Annotated in this window: 20 protein-coding genes and 1 other annotated feature; of the genes, 6 read left to right on the top strand and 14 right to left on the bottom strand. The window is 30.9% G+C overall.

The window, feature by feature from the left end; all coding sequences use genetic code 11:
* Positions 1–68: 68 nt before the first annotated feature.
* Complete coding sequence (locus KQ51_RS08535) at positions 69–896, bottom strand: DUF2785 domain-containing protein (protein WP_038471215.1); 828 nt, start codon at positions 894–896, stop codon at positions 69–71.
* Positions 897–1,043: 147 nt separating this feature from the next.
* Here KQ51_RS08535 and KQ51_RS08540 point away from each other — a divergent pair, with 147 nt between their 5' ends.
* Entirely contained in the window at positions 1,044–2,999 is a 1,956-nt protein-coding gene (locus tag KQ51_RS08540; protein WP_038471217.1) for a fructose-bisphosphatase class III, read from the top strand.
* Between the two features lie 43 nt (positions 3,000–3,042).
* On the opposite strand, the gene KQ51_RS08545 is transcribed toward KQ51_RS08540, so the two are convergent.
* On the bottom strand, positions 3,043–3,990 hold the full coding sequence (locus KQ51_RS08545) for an FAD-dependent oxidoreductase (RefSeq protein WP_052609413.1): 948 nt from the start codon (positions 3,988–3,990) through the stop codon (positions 3,043–3,045).
* A 131-nt stretch (positions 3,991–4,121) separates the two neighbouring features.
* Here KQ51_RS08545 and KQ51_RS08550 point away from each other — a divergent pair, with 131 nt between their 5' ends.
* Complete coding sequence (locus KQ51_RS08550) at positions 4,122–4,490, top strand: PH domain-containing protein (protein ID WP_038471219.1); 369 nt, start codon at positions 4,122–4,124, stop codon at positions 4,488–4,490.
* Positions 4,491–4,519: 29 nt separating this feature from the next.
* Here KQ51_RS08550 and KQ51_RS08555 read toward each other — a convergent pair whose 3' ends face one another.
* The 5 genes from KQ51_RS08555 to rlmN form a co-directional block, all read right to left on the bottom strand.
* Positions 4,520–6,901 carry an ABC transporter permease gene (locus KQ51_RS08555; protein ID WP_038471221.1) on the bottom strand — a complete coding sequence of 794 codons (2,382 nt, stop codon included), beginning with the start codon at positions 6,899–6,901 and terminating at the stop codon, positions 4,520–4,522.
* A 1-nt stretch (position 6,902) separates the two neighbouring features.
* Entirely contained in the window at positions 6,903–7,604 is a 702-nt protein-coding gene (locus KQ51_RS08560; protein ID WP_038471223.1) for an ABC transporter ATP-binding protein, read from the bottom strand.
* Between the two features lie 99 nt (positions 7,605–7,703).
* Entirely contained in the window at positions 7,704–8,969 is a 1,266-nt protein-coding gene (locus KQ51_RS08565; protein ID WP_038471226.1) for an L-cysteine desulfidase family protein, read from the bottom strand.
* A 91-nt stretch (positions 8,970–9,060) separates the two neighbouring features.
* Positions 9,061–9,591 (bottom strand): GNAT family N-acetyltransferase, encoded by a 531-nt coding sequence (locus KQ51_RS08570; RefSeq protein ID WP_038471229.1) that lies wholly within the window; start codon positions 9,589–9,591, stop codon positions 9,061–9,063.
* 14 nt (positions 9,592–9,605) lie between these two features.
* Positions 9,606–10,625, bottom strand: a complete 1,020-nt coding sequence (gene rlmN, locus KQ51_RS08575; RefSeq protein WP_038471232.1) for a 23S rRNA (adenine(2503)-C(2))-methyltransferase RlmN — start codon at positions 10,623–10,625, stop codon at positions 9,606–9,608.
* A gap of 74 nt (positions 10,626–10,699) precedes the next feature.
* Between rlmN and KQ51_RS08580 the strand changes: the two genes are divergently transcribed.
* The gene (locus KQ51_RS08580; RefSeq protein WP_038471235.1) at positions 10,700–11,116 is read left to right on the top strand and encodes a hypothetical protein; all 417 of its coding nucleotides are present in this window, start codon (positions 10,700–10,702) and stop codon (positions 11,114–11,116) included.
* Between the two features lie 22 nt (positions 11,117–11,138).
* Here KQ51_RS08580 and KQ51_RS08585 read toward each other — a convergent pair whose 3' ends face one another.
* Complete coding sequence (locus KQ51_RS08585) at positions 11,139–11,888, bottom strand: SDR family oxidoreductase (RefSeq protein ID WP_052609414.1); 750 nt, start codon at positions 11,886–11,888, stop codon at positions 11,139–11,141.
* A 104-nt stretch (positions 11,889–11,992) separates the two neighbouring features.
* Positions 11,993–12,520, bottom strand: a complete 528-nt coding sequence (locus KQ51_RS08590; protein ID WP_052609416.1) for an ECF transporter S component — start codon at positions 12,518–12,520, stop codon at positions 11,993–11,995.
* Between the two features lie 92 nt (positions 12,521–12,612).
* Between KQ51_RS08590 and KQ51_RS08595 the strand changes: the two genes are divergently transcribed.
* From KQ51_RS08595 to KQ51_RS08605, 3 genes are all read left to right on the top strand, one after another.
* Positions 12,613–13,914, top strand: coding sequence for a PLP-dependent aminotransferase family protein (locus tag KQ51_RS08595; protein ID WP_038471238.1), 1,302 nt, complete (start codon positions 12,613–12,615; stop codon positions 13,912–13,914).
* An 89-nt stretch (positions 13,915–14,003) separates the two neighbouring features.
* Positions 14,004–14,432, top strand: coding sequence for a hypothetical protein (locus tag KQ51_RS08600; protein WP_038471241.1), 429 nt, complete (start codon positions 14,004–14,006; stop codon positions 14,430–14,432).
* Positions 14,433–14,511: 79 nt separating this feature from the next.
* Positions 14,512–15,417 (top strand): hypothetical protein, encoded by a 906-nt coding sequence (locus KQ51_RS08605; protein WP_038471243.1) that lies wholly within the window; start codon positions 14,512–14,514, stop codon positions 15,415–15,417.
* A 73-nt stretch (positions 15,418–15,490) separates the two neighbouring features.
* Here KQ51_RS08605 and pheT read toward each other — a convergent pair whose 3' ends face one another.
* The 5 genes from pheT to KQ51_RS08630 all read right to left on the bottom strand — a co-directional run bounded on the left by pheT (position 15,491) and on the right by KQ51_RS08630 (position 21,433).
* Complete coding sequence (gene pheT, locus KQ51_RS08610) at positions 15,491–17,851, bottom strand: phenylalanine--tRNA ligase subunit beta (protein ID WP_038471246.1); 2,361 nt, start codon at positions 17,849–17,851, stop codon at positions 15,491–15,493.
* A gap of 2 nt (positions 17,852–17,853) precedes the next feature.
* Positions 17,854–18,558 (bottom strand): alpha/beta hydrolase, encoded by a 705-nt coding sequence (locus KQ51_RS08615; protein WP_038471248.1) that lies wholly within the window; start codon positions 18,556–18,558, stop codon positions 17,854–17,856.
* Entirely contained in the window at positions 18,558–19,595 is a 1,038-nt protein-coding gene (pheS, locus tag KQ51_RS08620; RefSeq protein WP_038471251.1) for a phenylalanine--tRNA ligase subunit alpha, read from the bottom strand. Before pheS ends, KQ51_RS08615 begins: the two co-directional genes overlap by 1 nt.
* 38 nt (positions 19,596–19,633) lie before the next feature.
* Positions 19,634–19,841: a binding site (T-box leader), on the bottom strand.
* Between the two features lie 59 nt (positions 19,842–19,900).
* Entirely contained in the window at positions 19,901–20,644 is a 744-nt protein-coding gene (locus KQ51_RS08625; protein ID WP_038471253.1) for a Bax inhibitor-1/YccA family membrane protein, read from the bottom strand.
* 48 nt (positions 20,645–20,692) lie between these two features.
* Positions 20,693–21,433, bottom strand: a complete 741-nt coding sequence (locus tag KQ51_RS08630) for a Bax inhibitor-1/YccA family membrane protein (protein ID WP_038471256.1) — start codon at positions 21,431–21,433, stop codon at positions 20,693–20,695.
* Positions 21,434–21,446: the final 13 nt, after the last annotated feature.

Genomic DNA, 21,446 nt, shown 5'->3' on the forward strand with positions numbered 1-21,446 from the left:
CCATATATTTCTATTATACAATATTTCTAAACAAACAAAAAGTATCAGACAAAGCTGATACTCATTTTTTATCTCAAACCAACGTTTTCTTTTAATGATTCTAATATTATATCTGTTAGATAATTGTGTTTTTCCTCCTCAAGTATTGCAAAATATAGGGATCTTAGAAAATTCTTTATATTGTTTGTAATGAAATACATTTCCGGATAATCACCATTTTTCTCATAGGTAGAAAACCTTTCAACCCAATCGATCAGATATTCTTTTGATAAAAGATTTCGTTTTATTGCTTTAGTAATACCAACTACCATTCTTTCATCTTCATCATGTGAGAAATAGTAATCTCTATTGTGTAGTTTCAAAAGGATTGCTTCTAACATCAATTTTATCTCTTCTTGTTTAAAATACTCTAATGTAAAGAACTGATCAAAGACATCAGCACTATGGGCAATACTATGAAGCCATCCAACCTCTTTATTATATCCTTCTAAATGTTTCTCTTTTTTGAAGTAATCAAGATATATCTTAAATAGTTCTCTTATTGTATCTTCTTTGAAGATTTTATCTCGTTTATGAACATGAAGGAGAATAACAATTTGGAGGGAAGAGAAACTTCTAGTTAAGACACTATTTCCAATTTTATTATCAATATCAAAGAATAAGTGCTTTTCTGAAAATAATGAATATAAGAATGTTGTTAATGTCGCTTCATCAAAATGCTTATCATATAGTAAATGAGCCAAACAAGGATAAATTAATCCATCTCTAATTTCATTGTTTTTGTCGCCTATGTTTTCTAATAGTTCCGTGGTTAATTCTAGCTTATTTACACCTTCAAATGAGAACTTGCTCTCTCTTTGCTTACTTAAATAATCTAGTGTTTCTTTCTTCAACATATTGATCACCTCTATCAACATTATATACTGATTGCTATCGGTGCTCAATATCCGATAAATTTATGTTCTATATTTTTTAAAAAAGTATTCTTACATTCACTCAGTTATTATATAATATATGTATATCAAGGGAAAGGAAGTATTAATATGCCATATGAGAACAAATATTTACAACTACTAAGTAAAGAGTACTCAAGTGTCCAAGAGGTAAGTACTGAATTAATAAACCTAACAGCTATTTTGAACCTTCCTAAGGGAACCGAACATTTTGTTAGTGATATCCACGGGGAATATGAAACTTTTAATCACTTCTTAAAAAATGGTAGTGGGGTAACTAAGGATAAAATTGACATCTTGTTTGATGATTATAGTGACGAAGATAAAAATACTTTAGCTTTTTTTGTATATTATCCAAAACAAATGATAGCAAAGTATCAAGACCTTTTAGATAGAATTTCTTATAAGAAATTCATAAGAAATAAACTATTAGAGTTAATTACTCTTTGTAATCATTTATCGCAAAAATATACAAAAAGCAAGGTTAGAAAAATACTCCCTGAAGCCTTCAACTACATTATTCAGGAATTACTGTACGAAGATAGACATCTATCTGATAAAAGTGAATACTATAATTCGATATTGGATGCAATCTTTTTAACTAAAAGAGAGAAAAACTTTCTTATAGAATTATCATACTTAGCACAAAGACTAACAATTGATAGATTACATATAGTTGGCGATATTTTCGACCGTGGTCCTGGAGCACATCTAGTCATGAATAAAATCCAGAAATATCATAGTGTTGATATTGAATGGGGTAATCACGATATTATATGGATGGGTGCTGCTAGTGGTAGTAGATTATCAATCTGTAATGTTTTAAGAAATAGTGCAAAATATAACACTCTAGATACTTTAGAAGAAGGTTATGCTATTAGTTTAATGCCTTTAGCTCAATTCGCTCTTAAGTTCTACAACGATGACCCTTGTGATGTATTTATGCCTTCTACTGGTGTAATTACTGATATAGATAAAGCATTACTAACTGCAAAAATGCATAAGGCAATAACAATAATGCAGTTTAAACTAGAAAAATCTCTAAGTGACAGGAATCCTCATTTTGGACTTCAAGATAGATTGTTATTAGATAAAATAAATCATCAAGACAAAACAATAACAATCGATGGGAAAACCTATCCTCTAAAAGATAGTAATTTCCCAACGATTAATACCGATAATCCTTTTGAATTATTACCAGAAGAAATTAATGTACTGAACCAACTTAAAAGAGCATTTTTAAATAGTGATTTACTGCAAACTCATATCAAACAACTTTTCAACATCGGACAGATGTATTTGATCTATAATGACAACCTGTTATTTCACGGTTGTATTCCATTAAATGAACAAGGTAACTTCTTAGAATTTGAAGTAGATGAAAAGTTATACAAAGGAAGAAAACTATTTGATAAATTAGATCAAAAAATTAGAACTAGTTATCTAAATAGATATAGTCCTAATAACGCTGAAAAAGATTATTTTGTATATCTTTGGCTAGGAGCTAAATCTCCTTTGTTTGGTAAAGATGCTATGAAGACTTTTGAAAGATACTTTATTGATAACTATGAAGTCAGAAAAGAGAATGAAAACCCATATTTCACATTAAGAGAGAACGAAAGTATCTTAAAAAATATATACAAGGAATTCGGAATAAAATGGAATAAATCAAAGATAATAAATGGCCACGTTCCTACTGATGTCTCTCAAGGTGGAAATCCTTTAAAAGCCAATGGTAGAATTTATGCTATCGATGGTGGTATGAGTAAACAGTACAAAGAAAAGATTAATATTGGTGGATACACCCTTGTCAGTGACTCTTATAAGTTATTCTTAATATCTCATGATCGTTTTGATTCAAAAGAAAAACTTATCAAAAGCGAGAAAGACATTATCAATCTCGTTCAAGCTGAAGAAATAAATACCAAAAGAGAATATATTTATAATACTGATAAAGGTAAACGTATTGAAACCGAAATTCAAGATTTATACAAATTACTTGGTGCTTATCGTACCGGTTTAATAAAGGAAAACAAAAGTAAATAAAAAAAAGGTGCTCCTCTGGATCACCTTTTTTATTTATTAGAGTTTAATCTAATGCTGCTAGATATTCTTTAATCACTTCTGCAGCCATTTTCCCTTCACCAATAGCCCATTTTATAAGACTTTGGCCTCTTCTAGCATCCCCACAAATAAAGACATTTTCTTTTTCTGTGGTAAATATTGTAGTATCTCTGTTATGTTTTGCTTTATCTAATTTAACGTCAAATGCAGCAAGTGCTTCATCAATTGGTCCTAAGAAACCAATAGCAACAAAGACTAAATCAGCATCAATTAAACCTTTTTGATCTTGGAACTCTACTTTTGTCCCATTCTCATCTCTAATGATTTCTACATGATCCATTTCTATTTTTTGAACTGTACCTTCAGATTCAATAAACTTAACAGCTGTTTTTTGATATAGTCTTACTTCATCTTCATTAAAATCATAGTATGTCTTTTTACGATTTTCACGAGGAGGATTTATCTCTAATTGTCTAACTGTTTTAGCTCCTTGAAGAATTGCCGTAGCAACACAATCATTCGCAGTATCTCCACCACCGATAATAACGACGTTTTTGTCTTTTGCATCAATATCTAATTTAGAACCATCTAACAAGTGTTTAGTATTATCAGTTAAATACTCCATAGCAAAATGAATTCCCTTTAATTGTCTTCCATCAATACTAATGTCACGAGCGTGTTCTGCTCCTGTAGCTAATAACACTGCATCAAAATCTTTACTGATTTCATCTGCTACAGTATCTTTTGAAACATAAGTATCAAGGATAAACTTAACACCCATATCTTCTAATCTTTCTGCTTTTTTTAATATGTTACTTTTATTTAACTTCATATGAGGAATACCATACATTAATATTCCACCAGGTCTATCAGCCTTATCATACATAGTTACTTGATAATCTTCTTGTACTAAGATTTGTGCTGCAGCCATTCCCGAAGGACCTGTTCCAATAATAGCGATTTTTTGCTTCATACATACACCTCTATTTTTTATTTACACTTCAATTGTATAATAATTTATAAATATTATAAAATAAAGTAATAATTTAATTTTTAAACTAAATTGTGTATAATTAGAATAACGGGAAAAAGGAGGAATCAAATATGATTGATTTTCAAAATAAGAGTTTCTTAAAAATGAAACAAGATTCAAGTTTTTCAAAGAAAGTTCATGAATTAATAGCTCAGGGTGAAGAAATACTGGATAGTTATAAATCTATGAGAGATGGTGTTGTATTTACTACAATGCGTATCATCGTAATAAATGTTCAAGGCTTAACAGGAAAGAAAGTAGATTATACAAGTATTCCATATAAACGTATTAACGTTTACTCAATTGAAACAGCTGGTACTTTTGATATGGATGCTGAATTAGATATTTTTATAAGTGGTATTGGTAAATTACGTTTTGAATTTAGAGGTCGTAGTGATATTAGAGAAATCTCTAGATATATTTCTCAGGCAATAATATAAAATAAAAAAGCGCTAATTAGCGCTTTTTTTTATATTTGATACATTTTCATTGCTTCTTGTAATGATACTTTGGTTAATCTTCTTTTAGCTTGAAAAGCACCGATGTAGAAAATAACCAAGAAGATTCCAATACTTAGAGGTGCATGCCACCAAATAAATTGGAATGGTAATAATATTCCATAGAATTCTCCCATAATCATTTCCATCAGATAGAAACTAATAAGTGCAACAGGGATTGCTAGAATAAAGATAATTACCCCGTATAAACTATAACCACCTAAGATCATTTTATTGATCTCTTTCTCGTTATAACCAATAACTTTGAATAATGAAATATTATAGAAGTTATCTTCAATAGTCATAACTGTAAGAATATATATTATAATTCCTCCGATAACAATACTACTAATCGTCATCATTAATATAAATGTATTAAAGAATCCTTGCATATTAGTGGCTTGCTGGACAATATCATTTGTACTAATCACAATATCATAGTCATCTTCATCAAGTGTTTCAGATGAGTATACTGCATTGTAATAATCATCAGTATCAACAAGCATATTAGATAGTTGAACGATATCCATATATGCTTTCTCACCGCTATACTCTTTTGTTATACCTACTACTTCTATTTCAACGGAGTCTGTCCCGACATCCAAAACAAGCATGTCCCCGATTTTAACTCCATTAAGAATTCGTAATGATTCTGTGATAACTATTCCTTCACTTAATAGGGAAGTAATTTCCTTACCTTTTTTATCGAATAAAGGATGAAGACTTGAATCGTCACTAAGACCAGTAATAATTACATTTTCATCATCTAGTAAAGCACCTGGTAATTCAATTACTTTTTCGGCATCACCAGTAACAGAACATAGTTCTCCAAATTCACAAATACCAATATATTCATGATCAGTATTTTCATAATAATCATAAAGCATACGATCAAATATTCCGTTTAGTGAGAAACTAAATAGAATTAAGAAAGCTGCGTAGAACATTCCGATTAAGAATACTAAAAACTTAACGATATTTCTATATAGAAGTAAATGTTGAAGTTTCGCGGTAATCTTTAATCGTTTTAAATACTTACCTACTCTTTTTGTAATGAAGTTACTTTTTGAAGTTACTTCAGGATTTAAAAGAGTTACTGGTTTTTGACTTAATAATCTTCTAACTATCAAGAAACTTAAACCAAGAATAAATCCTAAGGGAACAACTACAGCAACAATGATTGTTGGTATGTTTTGTTCGATTGGATTAGATGGTAATAAGTAGAAAGACATAAAGATATCTTTAAAAGGTGTTGCTGCTAGTAACCCTAAATAGTAACCAATAATTACAGTTGGTAATGTCATAACCCCGATAAAAAGAATATACGGGAAGGCTATTTGATTATTAGTGTAACCTAGCGATTTCAAAATTCCGATTGGTCCTCTTTGTGAATGAAGGACTCTTGAAACCATGATTCCCACAATCATTAATGCGATAGAAGCTACAAGTAAACTTAATAAGATTCCATATGCTCTACCACCACTAAGTTCAGCATAGATAGCCCCACTTCTAGTGTTATTTTCTGTTTGCAAAACATTAGTTACAAAAGATAGTTTATCATTATCTCGATAAGTATCAATTATTTTATTATCAAAAGTTTTTACATCCATCGTTCCTGTAAAGACACCAGCAACTTCAAACTTTGTGCTCTCTTCCATACTTTCAAAAGCATTATCTGCTAACATTCCTACTGTTTGTGTTTTATTATCTAAGATAAAATCACTACCAAACATTGGAAGATTATAATCTGGGAATAATACAAAGCCACTGATTGTATAAATTGTCTCGTTGATTGTAATCCTATCACCGAGTTCTAAATTATTACTTTTCGCAAATGTCTCAGCTACAGCAATATGTAAATCAGACAAAGGTGATCTTCCTGTAACAAAGAAACTTGTATTAATTGTTTCCATATCTTTTAAGAAACGAATACGGTAAGTGTCTGTTTCATAAGTAAAATATACATCTTTATATTCTCTGATTTCTAAATCTATATCCTCATATTCAGACATTATGATGTTTAACCTATTATCTAAAACATCATAATAACAAGCACTATCAATCCCTTTTACACCAGTAACTGTAAAAGGCCAATTATCCATAGGTAAAGCCTCTAGTGTTGAACAGTTAGTAGATAGATAGGTGATATCGTCTTCTAATAAGATATCAATCATACTTATCGCAAAATCTTCTTGATTTGATTCTTCAAAGTAGTTTTCCGTTGGTTCCATTACTCCGCCAATTGCATATTCCATAACGGTGTACATAAAACTACTTAAGATTATAATTACTCCTAGTAATATAAGTTGTACGTATTGTTTCTGAAGGGTTCTAAAAACATTCTTAAATAACATCTTAACCCCAGACTATTTCTTTAGCATCTTTTTTATCTTTATTAATAATAACTTCAACAACTTCTCCGCTATTAAGTTTAACAATACGATCAGCCATAACACTTATACTAGGGTTGTGTGTAATTAATACTACTGTAGTATTATATGTTTCATTAAGTTTTTGAATTACACCTAAAATCTCTTTTGCGTTTTCCTCATCTAAAGCTCCAGTTGGTTCATCACAAAACATGATTTTCGGTTTCTTAACAACCGCTCTTGCGATTGATACTCTTTGTTGTTCTCCTCCTGATAATTGAAAAGGATACTTATCAATGTTCGGAGTTAATCCTACTTGTTCAATAATCTCTTCAACCATAAAAGGATCATTACTTACTTCACTACCTACTTCTACATTCTCTTTAACACTTAAAGTTTGAAGTAAGTTATATTGTTGGAAGATAAATCCTAAGTTATCTCTTCTAAATTTAGTTAACTGTTTTGAATTCATTTCACTAATAACCTCATTATCAATAGTGATAGTACCACTTGTTGGGTTATCTAACCCACTACAAACATTTAGCATTGTACTTTTACCACTACCTGATGGTCCTAATAAAACAACAACTTCACCTTCTAAAATTTCTAAATCAACATTTTTCAAAGCAACTGTTTCAACTTCACCAGCTTGGTAAATTTTTGTTACATTTTCTAGTTTTATACTCATTGTTATCCTCCTTTAAATACCCTTAATTACTTGTATCGTTTAATTTATTATAGCACTTTTATCTAGTTTTAAACAAATAAAAAAGGTGTTTTCACACCTTTAAATTAATTCGATTATTCCCTTATTTGCTGTATGCAAGATTTCGTTATTTAATTTACCTAAATTCTTTATCGTTTTATCAATATCAACTTTGTTTAAACCAACACCATCACAGACATTGCGATGATCGATAACCATTTTACCTGAAATCATTCCGTTCATTGCTGCAAATGATACTTTATAAGTACAAGATATTTTAGCACCATCACAAACAAATCCCATTGAAGTAGAAAGATATAGGTTTATTGCCTCTTTAATCTGAGCTCTAGTCCCATTCTTGATGTATGCTGTAACAGCAGCACTACTACAACCGGTTGCATGACCAGTTCCGCATAATACTGTTACGACATTCATTTCTTGTTTTACATAAACACTAGTTAAAAATGATAGAACTATTAATTTCTCTGTCTCTTTTTTAGATAGTTGTAGGGCATCACTTAAGAACATTGGTGTAATCAATGTACCAATACCAAGATTACCACTACCAGCAACTCCGTATACTGTGTAAATATCTCCCACCATACGTTTTTTAGAAGGAACACTAACATGTTTCCTTAAGAAGTTAGATAAATCATATAAACAGTCTTTTTGTGCGTTTCTTAGGTTTTCTACTAAGTATTCTCCGCCTTCTTTTTTAATTTCCTCTCGGGCATTATCATATTGGATTTTAGCAATATCAAATAATTCTTCTAAACCAGTAAAATCCTCTTCTTTAACAAAATCTAAGATTTCATCAAAATTCTCAATTTTATGTTTATTAACTCTGCCAATTAAAGCATCTTTTTCAAACTCAGCTAATTTCTCACCATTTCTAATTACACTAACGACATTATCATAAAAATCTTTAATAATAATACGAGCTTCGTCCCCATCAACTGAAGTTAAATATAGTTCCTCATATAAAACTGTATCCTCAAATTTCTTATGTGAAATAGTAACATCTATTTCACTTAACAATTCTTCAATTTTTTCAATATCATCGTTGGTTACACTTTCAAAAACACTTAACTGTTTCTTTGGATTTTTTAGAAGAATACCTAAAGCTAAAGCTTTATCTAAACCACTTTTTCTAAGTCCTGGAACACCAACGTTAACGCTGTTTTTGTAGAGTTCTTCACTCATAACTAAATCAACAGATTTAATCTTTTTATTACGCAAAATATATGCCCCGATTGAGGCAATATATCCGACAACACCAATGTCTGTACAACCCATTGTTTTAGTAAGATTAGAATCAAGTATTTTCTTTGCCGTATAACTATCCAAAGTGATCACTCCTATATAGTAATATTTATATACAGTATTAGTGTAGTGATTTTGTAAGCGCATGTCAATAAAAAAATAACGAGATTTCTCGTTATTTATTTAATTTGTAAATCCAGTATTCAACGATATCTAATTCTTTACCAATAGCGTTCTTAGTTACGTACTGTTTTTTTATTACACCGTTGTTTCTTTCAGGTATTTTCCTACTTGAGATATTACCTCTGTCAACGGGATATTTTAGATACTCAAATTCAATATTCTTTTGAGCCCATTCGATTATAGCGACGATTGCTTCATTACCATAACCAATACCATGAGCATCTTTTTTTACCCATATTCCTAGTTCAGGTGTGGCTGTATCTAAATGATGAAGTCCAACATTACCTAAATATTCATCAGTATGACGATGTTTGATAACTAATTGTAAGTTGGTTCCTTCTTTCATCGTTTTAACTGATGAACTAATAAAGTCTATTGTATCAGCTTTATTATTACTTGGTTGTGGGTACATGTATTTAGCGATATCTTTAGTGAAGTTTGAAAAACAAACATCAGTATGATCAAAAGTTATCGGGATTAGCGATAGCCTTTTTGTTGTAATTATAGTATTTCTATAATCCACTTCAACCACCTCACTTAGATTTTTTTACTTCTAAGTTGTCCACAAGCAGCGTCAATATCGCCACCTTTTTCTCTTCTTAATGTTGCTGTGATTCCTCTATTTAAAAGTCTTTGATGGAATCTTCTAGCTTTATCCTCTGGAGTTCCTTTATAACTAAATTCTTCGACACTATTATATCTAATTATGTTGACATAACAGTTAATTCCTCGAATCAATTTAGCTAGTTCTTCGGCTTGCCATACTTCATCATTAATTCCATCAAGTAAAATATACTCAAAAGTAATTCTACGGTGCGTCTTTAATACATAATTACGAGCAGCATCAATAACCATTTCAATTGGATAAACATCATTAATTTTCATAATACTACTTCTAATATCATTATTAGATGCATGTAAGCTTATTGCTAAATTCACTTGTTTAGACTCATTACTAAACTGATGTATTTTTGGTACAATACCACTTGTCGAAACTGTGATATGTCTAGCTCCAATTTCTAAGCCATAAGGTTCATTGATAATATCAATAAACTTCATTGTATTTTCATAATTATCAAATGGCTCACCAATACCCATTACTACTACATGACTTACTCTTTCCTTAGTTACTTCAGCAACTTTTAGAACTTGTAAGACAATTTCATAAGCGTCTAAATCTCTTTTTTTCTTTTGTAACCCTGAGGCACAAAAAGTACAACCTATGTTGCAACCTAGTTGTGTTGTAACACAAACACTATTTCCATAATTATGTCTCATTAAGACAGTTTCAATTAAATTACCGTCTTCTAATTCAAACAAGAATTTTTCTGTCCCATCTTTACTTTTTTGATGAGAGTTAACACCTATGTTAAAGAAAGAGTAATTTTCACTTAGGAAAGTTCTTAGATTTTTACTAAGATTACTCATGTCATCAAAACTTAAAACCTGTTTTTTATAAACCCACTCAAAGACCTGTCTTGAGTTGAATTTTTTAAAGCCTTTTCCAACGAATTCAAGTTGTAATTCTTTAAGCGTAAAATTAAATATATTCTTCATATTATCACCAAAAACATTATAACATATTAGTTATATAAGTTATAATAAATAGAACAAAGAAAATGGAGGGTGTTATGAAAGCTATTATCTATCATTCAAATAGTAATAAAAAACGAAGTGAGACTGTTGCTTTTTCATTCGATGGTGATCGATATGAAGTTAAACCTGTGAAGCAATATAAATCTACTTTTATGCAAATGCTAATGTATGGGTATAAAACAACATTTAAGAAACGTGTTGAATATGTTCATGTAGGAATCGATTTTGATAAATATAAGGAAATCGTATTAGTGTCTCCGGTCTGGGCTGGAAAAGTAAATGCTGTTATGAGAACTTTTCTGTTAGACCATAAATTTCATGATAAGAAAGTAACATTAGTTGGAACTAGTGATGGTGAAAATAATAAGTACTTTGAATCTTATAAGGGATTAATTGATGGTTGTTGTGAAATTGTTGGAACAGATTTATATATTAAAGGAAATAAAAAATAAAAACAGGATTTCTCCTGTTTTTTTATTTTATATGTTTATTTCTTTTTGAAAATGGACTAGTCATAAATCTCCACATAAGTAAAGCATTGCTCATAATATTAATTCTCATCTTCTTATTCAAGATTCCTGTAACAATTCTGGTTGTAACATATTCAACATCGTTACCGATAACACGGGCTACTTTCATTCCTTCATCACCTAAGTTATGTAATAGTAAATCAGTGAAAACCATCCCTGGTTGAATTGTCCCAACATATATATTTGGGTAATCTCTTATTTCTTTTCTAGCTGCTTTTGAGAAATAAGTAATAGCTCTTTTGGAAGTACCATATATACTCGTTTTAGGAATAGCCATGTTATTACTACCTAGTCCTTCAAAATTGTAAACCATTCCTTGGCCTTGTTTCTTCATTTGCTCTAAAGCAACACTAGTTCCTAGCATTGTTCCGGTTATATTGATTTCTACAACTCTTTTAATTTCATCTTCCTGTAATTCGGAAACTGTCAATCTTTCTTGATCAACTCCAGCATTATTTAACCAAACATCAATATCACCGAACTTATCAACAGCAAATTTCATAGCTGTTGTAATCATATCTTTATATCTAACATCACAAACAAGCGCAAGATATTCACCGTTTAATCCTTCTTGCCCTTTTTTAATGCTATTTTCACTAGTTCCAGTAAATGAAACTTGATGACCTTTTTTTAAGAACTCTTTTACAATACCTTGCCCAATACCTCTTGTACCACCGGTTATAAATATATGCATAAGTCCTCCCCTATTATTTGTCTTTATTACTAATTGTATCACATAACTCATTATAATAATAAATATGGCTTATAGCTAAAAAAAAGACAAGCAAATGTGCTTGTCTATAGTTTTGATTCTACGTCGTCGAATGTCTTATTGTTCATTGCATAGAAAACTGCAGGAATTGCTAGTAATCCGATGATGAACTGAAGTATATTACCCCAAATACTTAGTAGCGCAGCCTCAAATGTAGTTATGAAGATTGCTTCATATAAGTAGTAACCTACTACCATGATCACTAAACCAATTGTCCAAGCTACAATATTCTTTAATATATTCTTACCTTGTCCTAATTTACTATCATGTGCAATTAAACCAACAACAAACCCAATTAGTAATCTAACAACAAAAGTTCCTGGTGCCCAAGCTAACCATCCGCCTAGTACATCAAAGATAGTCATCCCAATACCTCCAGCTAATGCCCCGTAATGTTTACCAAAACGCATTGCGATGATTAACATCATTAAGGTTCCTAAATGGACAAGTCCACCGGCAGCTCCTGGGAATGGAACATTGATAAATGTAGCGACAACAACTAGTGCAATAAACATCGCACTTGCGACGATTTGAATTGTTTTTCTATTAGTCATATGAATTCTCCTTTAAAATCTTAGTCACCTGTATTATAATGGAAACGTGCATATATAAAAATATGCAAAAAATATTATTTTGAGGTGGTCACATGTCTAAAATGAATATCCCGTTATATCAATCCTTATATGAAGATATCAAAGATAAAATCATAAGAAATGATTACAAGAAAAACTCAAAATTGGAAAGTGTACGTTCTTTAGCTAAACGTCTTGATATAAGCACGACTACTGTTGAAAAAGCCTATAATCAGCTAATGGTTGAAGGATATATCAAGAGTATTCCAAGAAGTGGATATATCGTTATGGATGTCCATATTCTTGAAAAGGAAAGATACCGTAAATATATAGAACCTATTGATTACCGTAAATCTGAGAACAACAAGCTTACAGAAGACCTTTTTGATATGAAACCTTATAAGGCAACTGTTAATAAAGTATTTAACTATCAATCAGAGAAACTGTACGAAACGCTTGATCCAAGAGGAGAATATGAGCTTCGCGAGGAAATAAGAAAGTACATATTAAAAGAGCGTAATGTAAAATGTGATATTAATCAAATTATCGTTGGACCCGGGATTCAGTCTTTACTTAATATCTTACTTTCTATTACAAATAAAAAGACAGTGACATACCTATCTCCTGAATTCCCTAAAGCTATGAATATCTTTAGAGGATACGGCTATAGTTTGAAGCCTAGAAAAAGCACCATTGAAATCGCTAGGTTAAAGGCAGATTTCTTATATATATCACCTTCTAATACCTACCCAACTGGAGAAGTATTAAAAGCTCAAGAGCGCAACAAAATTATAAAGTGGGCTCATGAGAATAAATCATACATTATAGAAGATGATTACAACTTCTTCTTTAGATACAATAGTTATAGTATCCCAGCAATCTATAGTTACGATGATGGTCGAAGTGTTATTTATGTTGGTTCATTTAGTAAAACTATAATCCCTTCAATAAGAGTTAGTTATATGGTTTTACCACTTGATTTATACAATATCTATAAAGGTAGATTTATGGATTTCTCACAAGGTGTATCAAAGTTAGAACAGTTATCATTAGCCCAGTATATGAAAGATGGTTTATTCCAAAGACATATCAAAAAACTATTTAACTTATATAAAGAGAAAAACGCAGTAATGATTAACGCTTTAACTAAGAATAATAAAAAGAAGCAATTCAAAGTTAGAGGTACAGAGTCTAACTTACACGTTGTTTTAGACTTTAAAGGCAAATCTTCTAAAGGTGTCTTCACAAGAAACTGTGATCGCTACTATCTAAAATATGAAGAGATTAAGAAAACTAATAGTGTAATCTTTCCATACTCAGGATTCACTAACAAAGAAATACCAAAATTAGTTAAGAATTTATTCTATAATATGTAGATTACATATAAATTTTTGTAGTTTATGGATTATTATTGTTTATTAATCCGAAATATGATACATTTTACAAGAAGAAAGGGTGAAAACACTTGAAGAAAATAACAACTATTATCGCATTATTTATATTGACAATTACACTTGCTTCTTGCACAAGTGAACCAAAAACATTTAAATTAGACAATTATACAATTTCCCGTATTACAACAATCTTTGAAGAGAGAGTACAATATGATTCTAAATTCAATTCTACAACTGAAAGTAATGAAGTCTTTGGTTTAGTTATTGCTGCAGTTGCTGAATATGATTTTATATTTCTAGAAGATTCAACTGATCTCTGTGAAACAGATAGCCCAGTAACAATCTTAATCGAGACTAATTACGGAACATTATTATATCGTAGTTCTTGTATTGTTGAGGATGACGAAGATAAACTGGTAACTTTCGTTGAATTTGATGATGGCGTAATTGCATATGCTAGTGTCGATTTATATCCTGAATTAATAGATATATTTGAGTAAAAACACAAATTAGTTTTGTGTTTTTTTTATGATTGAATTCATTTTAAAAAAATTATACAATTATGTTGGAGGGGATATTATGAAAAGAATAATAATGCTAGTAATAATATTTATAAGTGGGTTCACTTTAATAAGTTGTGATGAGTTTGGCAATACAGACAGTACCAATACAGGAGAAAATCCTGATAATGGTGTCATTGGAGATGATGCTCCACGTGATTATGAATCATTAAACGATGTTGAAAAGGCGATTTATAATATGGAGAGAATCGAAAATGTAACGATGATGTTTCGCACTGACAGAGGTGAAACAGGAGTAACTGAATATGCAATAAAAATTTCTGATGATTTCAAGTATATTGATAAGCTCGATAAATATCAGATTAAAAATGATAAGTATTACGACTTGTATGAAGAAGATGGATTATACTATGCAATCGAGAAGTTTGAATCTGATGAATTAAGTTGGATTGATATAGATATCAATTTCCTAATATCATGTATTGAAGTTACCGCTACCATTAATGATGGCTACATTGAAGTATACTTGGATTTCGAATATCCAGCGACTGTTAAGTTATATATTGAGGACCACTATTTTACAATGGTAGAATATATAACTGATTCTGCAAATTCTACAGTAACTTTTGTAGATATTGATCAAACAATTTTAAGTCCAGTAGAATATACCTTGTTAACAGGACTAGAATGTGCTGAGTTCTATCTGAAATCAGAAGGTTATGTAAGAACTTTGGAAGCAGGAACACCTTACTACAGACTTGGCAATACTTTGATTCATTATGATGAGACAGGTGGTTTTGTTGAAGTTAGCGGAGGTTTACAGGATTTGTTGTATTACCCCGAGTCAAAGGAAGTTCATATTGGTAGAAGCAGCATATACACGATAGATGAATACTTTGCTGCTAATTGGTTTATTGTCACAGATCCCATACTTTTCGAAGTATTTGATCTTTTAGATGATTAGAAAATAAAAAAGTCATATTAGATAAAATTCTAATATGACTTTTATTATGAATATAAATGTAGTTAAAACAATCCTATCTTAGTTCAGCGTTAAATCTAGCTTTAAGTACTCCTAAGATTTCATTTACTCTTTGATCTACTTCTTTAGTTTCTAGAGTTCTCTTTGGATCGCTAAACACTAATTTAATAGCCAATGATTTTTGATTCTCATCTAGTGGTGTACCTTTGTATAAATCAAATACTTCACTTGATAGTAACATTCTTTTTCCAGCTTTATTAATCGCATCGAGAATATCTTTAGTTAAAACTGTGTCTTCTAAGACAATTGCGATATCACGTGTCATTTCTGGGAATTTGTTAATTTCTTTTACTTTTTTTAGAACACGTTTTACTTGATCCATTTTTTCTATTTCTAATTCAAAGACATATACATCTTTTAAGTCATGATCTTTAGCGTATTCAGGATGAAGTTTACCAATAAACCCTACCTGACCACTTCTATCTTTTATAATAGCTGTTTGACCTGGATGTAAGTTTTTGTAGTCTTTACTTACTTCATATTCTAGGTGACCTAAATGTAGTTTATCAAATAATGTATCGAGAATTCCTTTGACAGTAAAAAAGTCTACTACTTCTTTTTTACCTTGCCAAAGTGTTTGTGACATCACTCCTGTTAGAGCTCCTGATACAACAAGTTTTTCACTTTCATTATATCTTTTCCCTAATTCAAAGACGAAGATATCATTGTTCTTACGGTTGATATTGTATTTTAAAACATCGATAATTCCAACTAGTGGTGAAGAAGTTAGTGTACTTCTATCTAGACTCATTGGGAGAGCTACTCTTGTTGAAGTTGATGGTTCTTTTGTAAAATCGTTAATTCTATTTTCATTTACTAATGAGTAGGTAACTACTTCTGTTAGACCTAAACCAGTAAGTTTACTTATAAGTTCTCTTCTAAATAATTGAGAAGGAGATAAGAATCCTTTAGATACAGTCTTAGGTAAAGTTAGTGGTAACTTATCGTAACCAACAATTCTACCTACTTCTTCAACGATGTCTTGATATGTTGTCATATCTTGTCTTCTTGTTGGAAGTGTAACTAGCAAATTGTTTTTATCTTCTTTTACATCGAAGTTTAGTCTTCTTAATATATCCATTACTTCATTGTTGGATAAGTTAGAACCTAAATTATCATTAATTTGCTTTGTTGAAGTTGTGATTACTTTTTCTGTGTAATCAATATTATCAACTGCTTGATGTCCTTTTAAAACCTTACCAGCTGCATATTTTTGGAACAATTCTGTTGCTAGTTCTAAAGCAAGAATTGTTCTTTTTGGATCTATTTTTCTTTCAAAACGAGTTGAAGCTTCACTTCTTAGATCTAACCTTCTTGATGTTTTTCTAATATTGCTTGGGTTGAAGTTAGCACTTTCAAGTAACACGGTTTTACTAGTATCAGTAATTTCTGTACTACATCCACCCATTACTCCACCAAGTGCAACTGCTTTTTCACCATCAGTAATAACGATGTCGTCAACAGTTAAAGTGCGGTCTTGTTCATCTAATGTTTTAAGTATCTCACCAGGGTTTGCCATACGCACAGATATCTTGTTTGTTGTAATAGTGTCATAATCAAAAGCATGAAGAGGCTGCCCTGTTTCTAACATTACGTAGTTTGTAATATCAACAACGTTATTAATTGGGCGGATACCACTAGCAATTAATCTTGATTTCATCCATTGTGGTGATTCTTTAACTTCAATGTCTTCAATAATACGGGCGTAATATGAAGTGCAATTTTCAGTTTCAATAGCTATTTTTACTGTACATTCTTTTGCTGCTTCTTTAATACAGATTTTACGAGGAGTTAGTTCAACATCTAGAATAGCTGCGGTATCATAAGCAACACCCATTACACTAAGTAAATCAGCACGGTTAGGTGTTAAATCTAAAGCCATTACCTCATCAATTAAGCTTAAAACTTCTAGAGGGTTATCTCCTGGTTCACATTTTTCTTTGATAACTTCGATTCCTTCAGAATAAACGAATTTCTTATCTAAACCCAGTTCAGCTAAACTACAAATCATACCGTTTGATTCTACACCTCTTATTGTCGAAGTTTTGATTTTGAACCCACCTGGTAAAACTGCGCCTGGTTTAGCCACAATAACCATTTGGCCTTGATCAACATTAGGTGCTCCACAAACAATTTGTGAAGTTTCTCCACCAATATTGACTTGACAAACACTTAGTTTGTCAGCGTCAGGATGTTGTTCTTTAGATAACACATGTCCTACAACAACATTTGATGCTGTTGCTAATTGATAATATTCTTCTACTTCACCTGAGTGAAGATTAAATAGTTCACTTAATTCTTGTGCACTAATGTCAGTCTTTACTAATTCTCTTAGATGGTTTAATGATACTTTCATCTTTACTCCTCCTCTAAATATGTTTTAACTTTATTGATAACATCGTCTCTTACATCACGATCAAAGAATAAGAAATGTGATGAGTCTACTTTATATCTTTCAAAGTCTTGATGGTCCATATTTTTTTCGATTTGATCGATTGTTTTTCTTTTTACTAATTCATCATTGATTGTCTCGATAATTAATGTTGGTTTGTCTATTTTCTTTAAATAATTCTTTGTAAAGTGAAGATATACTTGTAAGTGCCAAATATGAATTTTTGGGACTTTTATAAATCTTTTAATAAATTCACTATAGAATATTTTTTGAACTCGTGTTAAGTTCTTTGAATACGATAAACTGAATGATAATCCTCGTAGAAATTTACTGTAGTTAGGATTTTTAACGATTGGTGCGATGAGGATAAGTTTTTTTATTTTGTCGCTTCTAGAAGCCATTATAGCGGCGGTAGAAGCTCCTAAGCTATATCCTATTAGGTAAACATTCTTGAATTCTTGTTGATTTACAATTTCCATGGTAGAATCAATAAATTCAATAAAGTTTTTGGTTGTTGATTTTGGGAAATGAGTTCCAATAAATGCTCCTGGCATAATTCCTGGGTAGTAAACGAAGTACTTTTCATTTCTAGCTAATTCTTTGTATAAAGATTTTAGCTCACTACCGTTTGTACCAGCACCATTTATTATCAGGACTAAGTCTTTTTCCATTATTTCTTAAACTGTTTGTTGAATCGTAGATCGTTTGTATAGAACTGTCTAATATCATTGATTCCGTATTTTAACATAGCCATACGTTCAACACCTATCCCGAAGGCAAACCCTCGATATTTAGTGCTATCATAACCACTAGCTTCTAATACGTTATTATTAACAATTCCTGCGCCTAAAACTTCTATCCATCCAGTACCTTTACAAATATTACATCCTTTACCATTACAATTATGGCAACTTATATCTACTTCTACACTTGGTTCAGTAAATGGGAAATATGATGGTCTTAATCTAATATCTCTTCCTTCACCAAACATTTTATTTGCGACTTCTAATAGTGTTCCTTTTAAGTCAGCCATCGAAGTTGTTTCATCAACTACTAAACCTTCAATTTGCATGAACTGATGACTATGAGTAGCATCATCATCATCTCTTCGATATACTTTTCCGGGACATAATATTTTAATTGGCTCGGTTCCTCCAACTTCTAACATTGTACGAATTTGTACAGGAGATGTGTGAGTTCTTAGAAGTGTATCTTCAGTGATATAGAATGTATCTTGCATATCACGAGCTGGGTGATCTTTTGGAAGGTTTAATTTTTCGAAGTTGTATTCATCTGTTTCAACTTCAGGTCCTTCCATGATTTCATACCCCATACCAATAAATAAGTCTTCTAACTCTTCTACTACTTGCGTAAGTAGATGACGGTTTCCTGAACTCATTCTTTTACCTGGCAAGGTAACATCTATTGTTTCTTTTGAAAGTTGTTCTTCAACTTTTACTCTTTCAATCAGAGTACGTTGTTCTTCAATATATTTGAGAATTACTTGTTTTGTTTCATTTGTCATTTTACCAAATGATGGTCTTTCTTCGTTTGGTAAATCCTTCATTAGTTTCATGACATCACTAAAGACACCCTTTTTACCAAGGTATTTCGCTTTAACATCATTTAATTCATGCATTGATTTGATAACTTTGATATCTTCTAATGCACTTTCTTGAATTGCTTTTAGTTTATCTAAAACACTCATTTAATTCACTCCTTTTATATAAAAAAAGTCCGTCCTAAAATAAGGACGAACTAAAATATCCGTGGTACCACCTTAGTTCCTAGATATTTCTAGGCACTCTTATGTCTTTAACGCGGACAAGCGGATGTGATTAGCATCTCTCGATAGATGAATTCCTTAAGTTATTAATTGAGTAATTCCAGCATCATATACTCTTCTCTTGTAATTAATAATTTTTAAGTACTAATTCTATGTCTTCAATTTCTTTATAATTATAAAGCAGTTTGTTTTATTATTCAAGTTTTATAAGTAAATATCTTTGATTATTAGCTTCTTTTTCTTCTCTGATTGTTTTTATAAATGATATACAAAATCAGTTCGACTATTCTTATATATACCCATACTATTGTAAGTAGTAACCCTAATGCTAAGTTCCATTCTTTAAGTTTTGGTGCATCAGCCTCGACTAAAGTATTGATTTTATTAAAATCTACTGTATAGAAGATTGCCGCAAGAAAACTAAATATAGGAACCATTAGAAATAACTGATCATAAGAGTAAGTTATATTTAAATAATCCAAACCTAAACTTCCCACTATTGAAAATGCTATTCCTAAGAACATTCCTATCATACCTTGATACATCGAATTTTGAACTCGAAGTGGTTTGATTAAGAAGATTATTAAATAGACAACTAACACAATTATTGTTGTAAATATTGCTATTAGCAATATCGAATCCTCTCCAACTCGGTAAATTAAGCGGATAATAAACCCAAGAGTAATTCCGAATGTAGTTGAGAAAACAAATGATAAAAGTGCAGTTAATGGTTCTACTTTCAGGGCAAGCCTAAGAGCTATGTATGCAGTGATTGGTGTCACTCCGATATAGATTAAAATATTTACATAAGTTGGTTCACTTGCAAACGTGTATCCAAAATAAATCGAAATAAAAAGAACAATTAGTAATAACCCGATTTTCCAAAACATTCCAAGATAGGTTGCTTTTTTGTCCCCCGAATAGTTATATCTTAATTCTGGGTAAACTGGATTTCTCTTCACAGCACTCATACTGCATTCCCCCTATTATAAAAAAGCACCAAAAGGTGCTTTTTTTATCTAATTTCTTCTAGCTAAAATTGCAAAGAATCTTAGTAACTCAATATATATCCAAACAATAGTAACAACTAATCCTAATGATAAAGACCATTCATATTGTTTTGGTGCACTTGATTCTACGTATCTAGTAATATTATCAAAATCTACTAATAAAAAGAGACTTGATATAACAACACTTATAACTACGATACCAACATATAAAGTATCAAATGCTGCAAAAGATAATAGGCTTGTAAAACTTAGTAATAATAAACCTAACGAAGCAAAGATTAACCCTATTAACATTGAGAACATAAATTTTCTGAAGAAACTTCCTACTCTAATTGTTCCAGTCGAATATAAGAACAACATTCCAGCAAGGACTCCGAATGTTCCAATTAATGCCATTTGAACTATTTCTCCGCCATATGCAAATGCAAATAATGCACTAATGAAACCAAGAAATACTCCTTCACAAATTGCGTACAGAATTGATGTTGCAAAGGCAATTTGTGGCATTCTATGAGTCATTATTACAGCAATTATAGCAATGATTGGTGCTGCGATGATTGGTGCAAGAGTTATTGCACTAAATGTACTAAAACTTAAAGTACTAGCAAAATATAATGCAGAAAAAGCAATGATTGCTAATAGTAATCCAGTTTTTACTGCTACTCCAGTATAAGTAGCTGCATCTGTATCACTATATGCTTCCTCGTAATTTCCATATTTATATACAGGATTTTCTCCTCTAAATCTCATCTAAATCCACTCC

The organism is Candidatus Izimaplasma bacterium HR1 (assembly GCA_000755705.1).
GTDB lineage: Bacteria > Bacillota_I > Bacilli_A > Izemoplasmatales > Izemoplasmataceae > Xianfuyuplasma.

Coding starts and splice junctions, on each gene's coding strand:
- pheS (WP_038471251.1), bottom strand. CDS start 19,595: ATGAGTGTTTTAGATAAACTAAAAGCAATTCAAGAAAGTGCATTAGAA.
- pheT (WP_038471246.1), bottom strand. CDS start 17,851: ATGAAAGTATCATTAAACCATCTAAGAGAATTAGTAAAGACTGACATT.
- KQ51_RS08585 (WP_052609414.1), bottom strand. CDS start 11,888: ATGCATATATTTATAACCGGTGGTACAAGAGGTATTGGGCAAGGTATT.
- KQ51_RS08630 (WP_038471256.1), bottom strand. CDS start 21,433: ATGAGATTTAGAGGAGAAAATCCTGTATATAAATATGGAAATTACGAG.
- KQ51_RS08555 (WP_038471221.1), bottom strand. CDS start 6,901: ATGTTATTTAAGAATGTTTTTAGAACCCTTCAGAAACAATACGTACAA.
- KQ51_RS08605 (WP_038471243.1), top strand. CDS start 14,512: ATGAAAAGAATAATAATGCTAGTAATAATATTTATAAGTGGGTTCACT.
- KQ51_RS08550 (WP_038471219.1), top strand. CDS start 4,122: ATGATTGATTTTCAAAATAAGAGTTTCTTAAAAATGAAACAAGATTCA.
- KQ51_RS08615 (WP_038471248.1), bottom strand. CDS start 18,558: ATGGAAAAAGACTTAGTCCTGATAATAAATGGTGCTGGTACAAACGGT.
- KQ51_RS08590 (WP_052609416.1), bottom strand. CDS start 12,520: ATGACTAATAGAAAAACAATTCAAATCGTCGCAAGTGCGATGTTTATT.
- KQ51_RS08545 (WP_052609413.1), bottom strand. CDS start 3,990: ATGAAGCAAAAAATCGCTATTATTGGAACAGGTCCTTCGGGAATGGCT.
- KQ51_RS08535 (WP_038471215.1), bottom strand. CDS start 896: ATGTTGAAGAAAGAAACACTAGATTATTTAAGTAAGCAAAGAGAGAGC.
- KQ51_RS08625 (WP_038471253.1), bottom strand. CDS start 20,644: ATGAGTGCTGTGAAGAGAAATCCAGTTTACCCAGAATTAAGATATAAC.
- KQ51_RS08595 (WP_038471238.1), top strand. CDS start 12,613: ATGTCTAAAATGAATATCCCGTTATATCAATCCTTATATGAAGATATC.
- rlmN (WP_038471232.1), bottom strand. CDS start 10,625: ATGAAGAATATATTTAATTTTACGCTTAAAGAATTACAACTTGAATTC.
- KQ51_RS08560 (WP_038471223.1), bottom strand. CDS start 7,604: ATGAGTATAAAACTAGAAAATGTAACAAAAATTTACCAAGCTGGTGAA.
- KQ51_RS08540 (WP_038471217.1), top strand. CDS start 1,044: ATGCCATATGAGAACAAATATTTACAACTACTAAGTAAAGAGTACTCA.
- KQ51_RS08580 (WP_038471235.1), top strand. CDS start 10,700: ATGAAAGCTATTATCTATCATTCAAATAGTAATAAAAAACGAAGTGAG.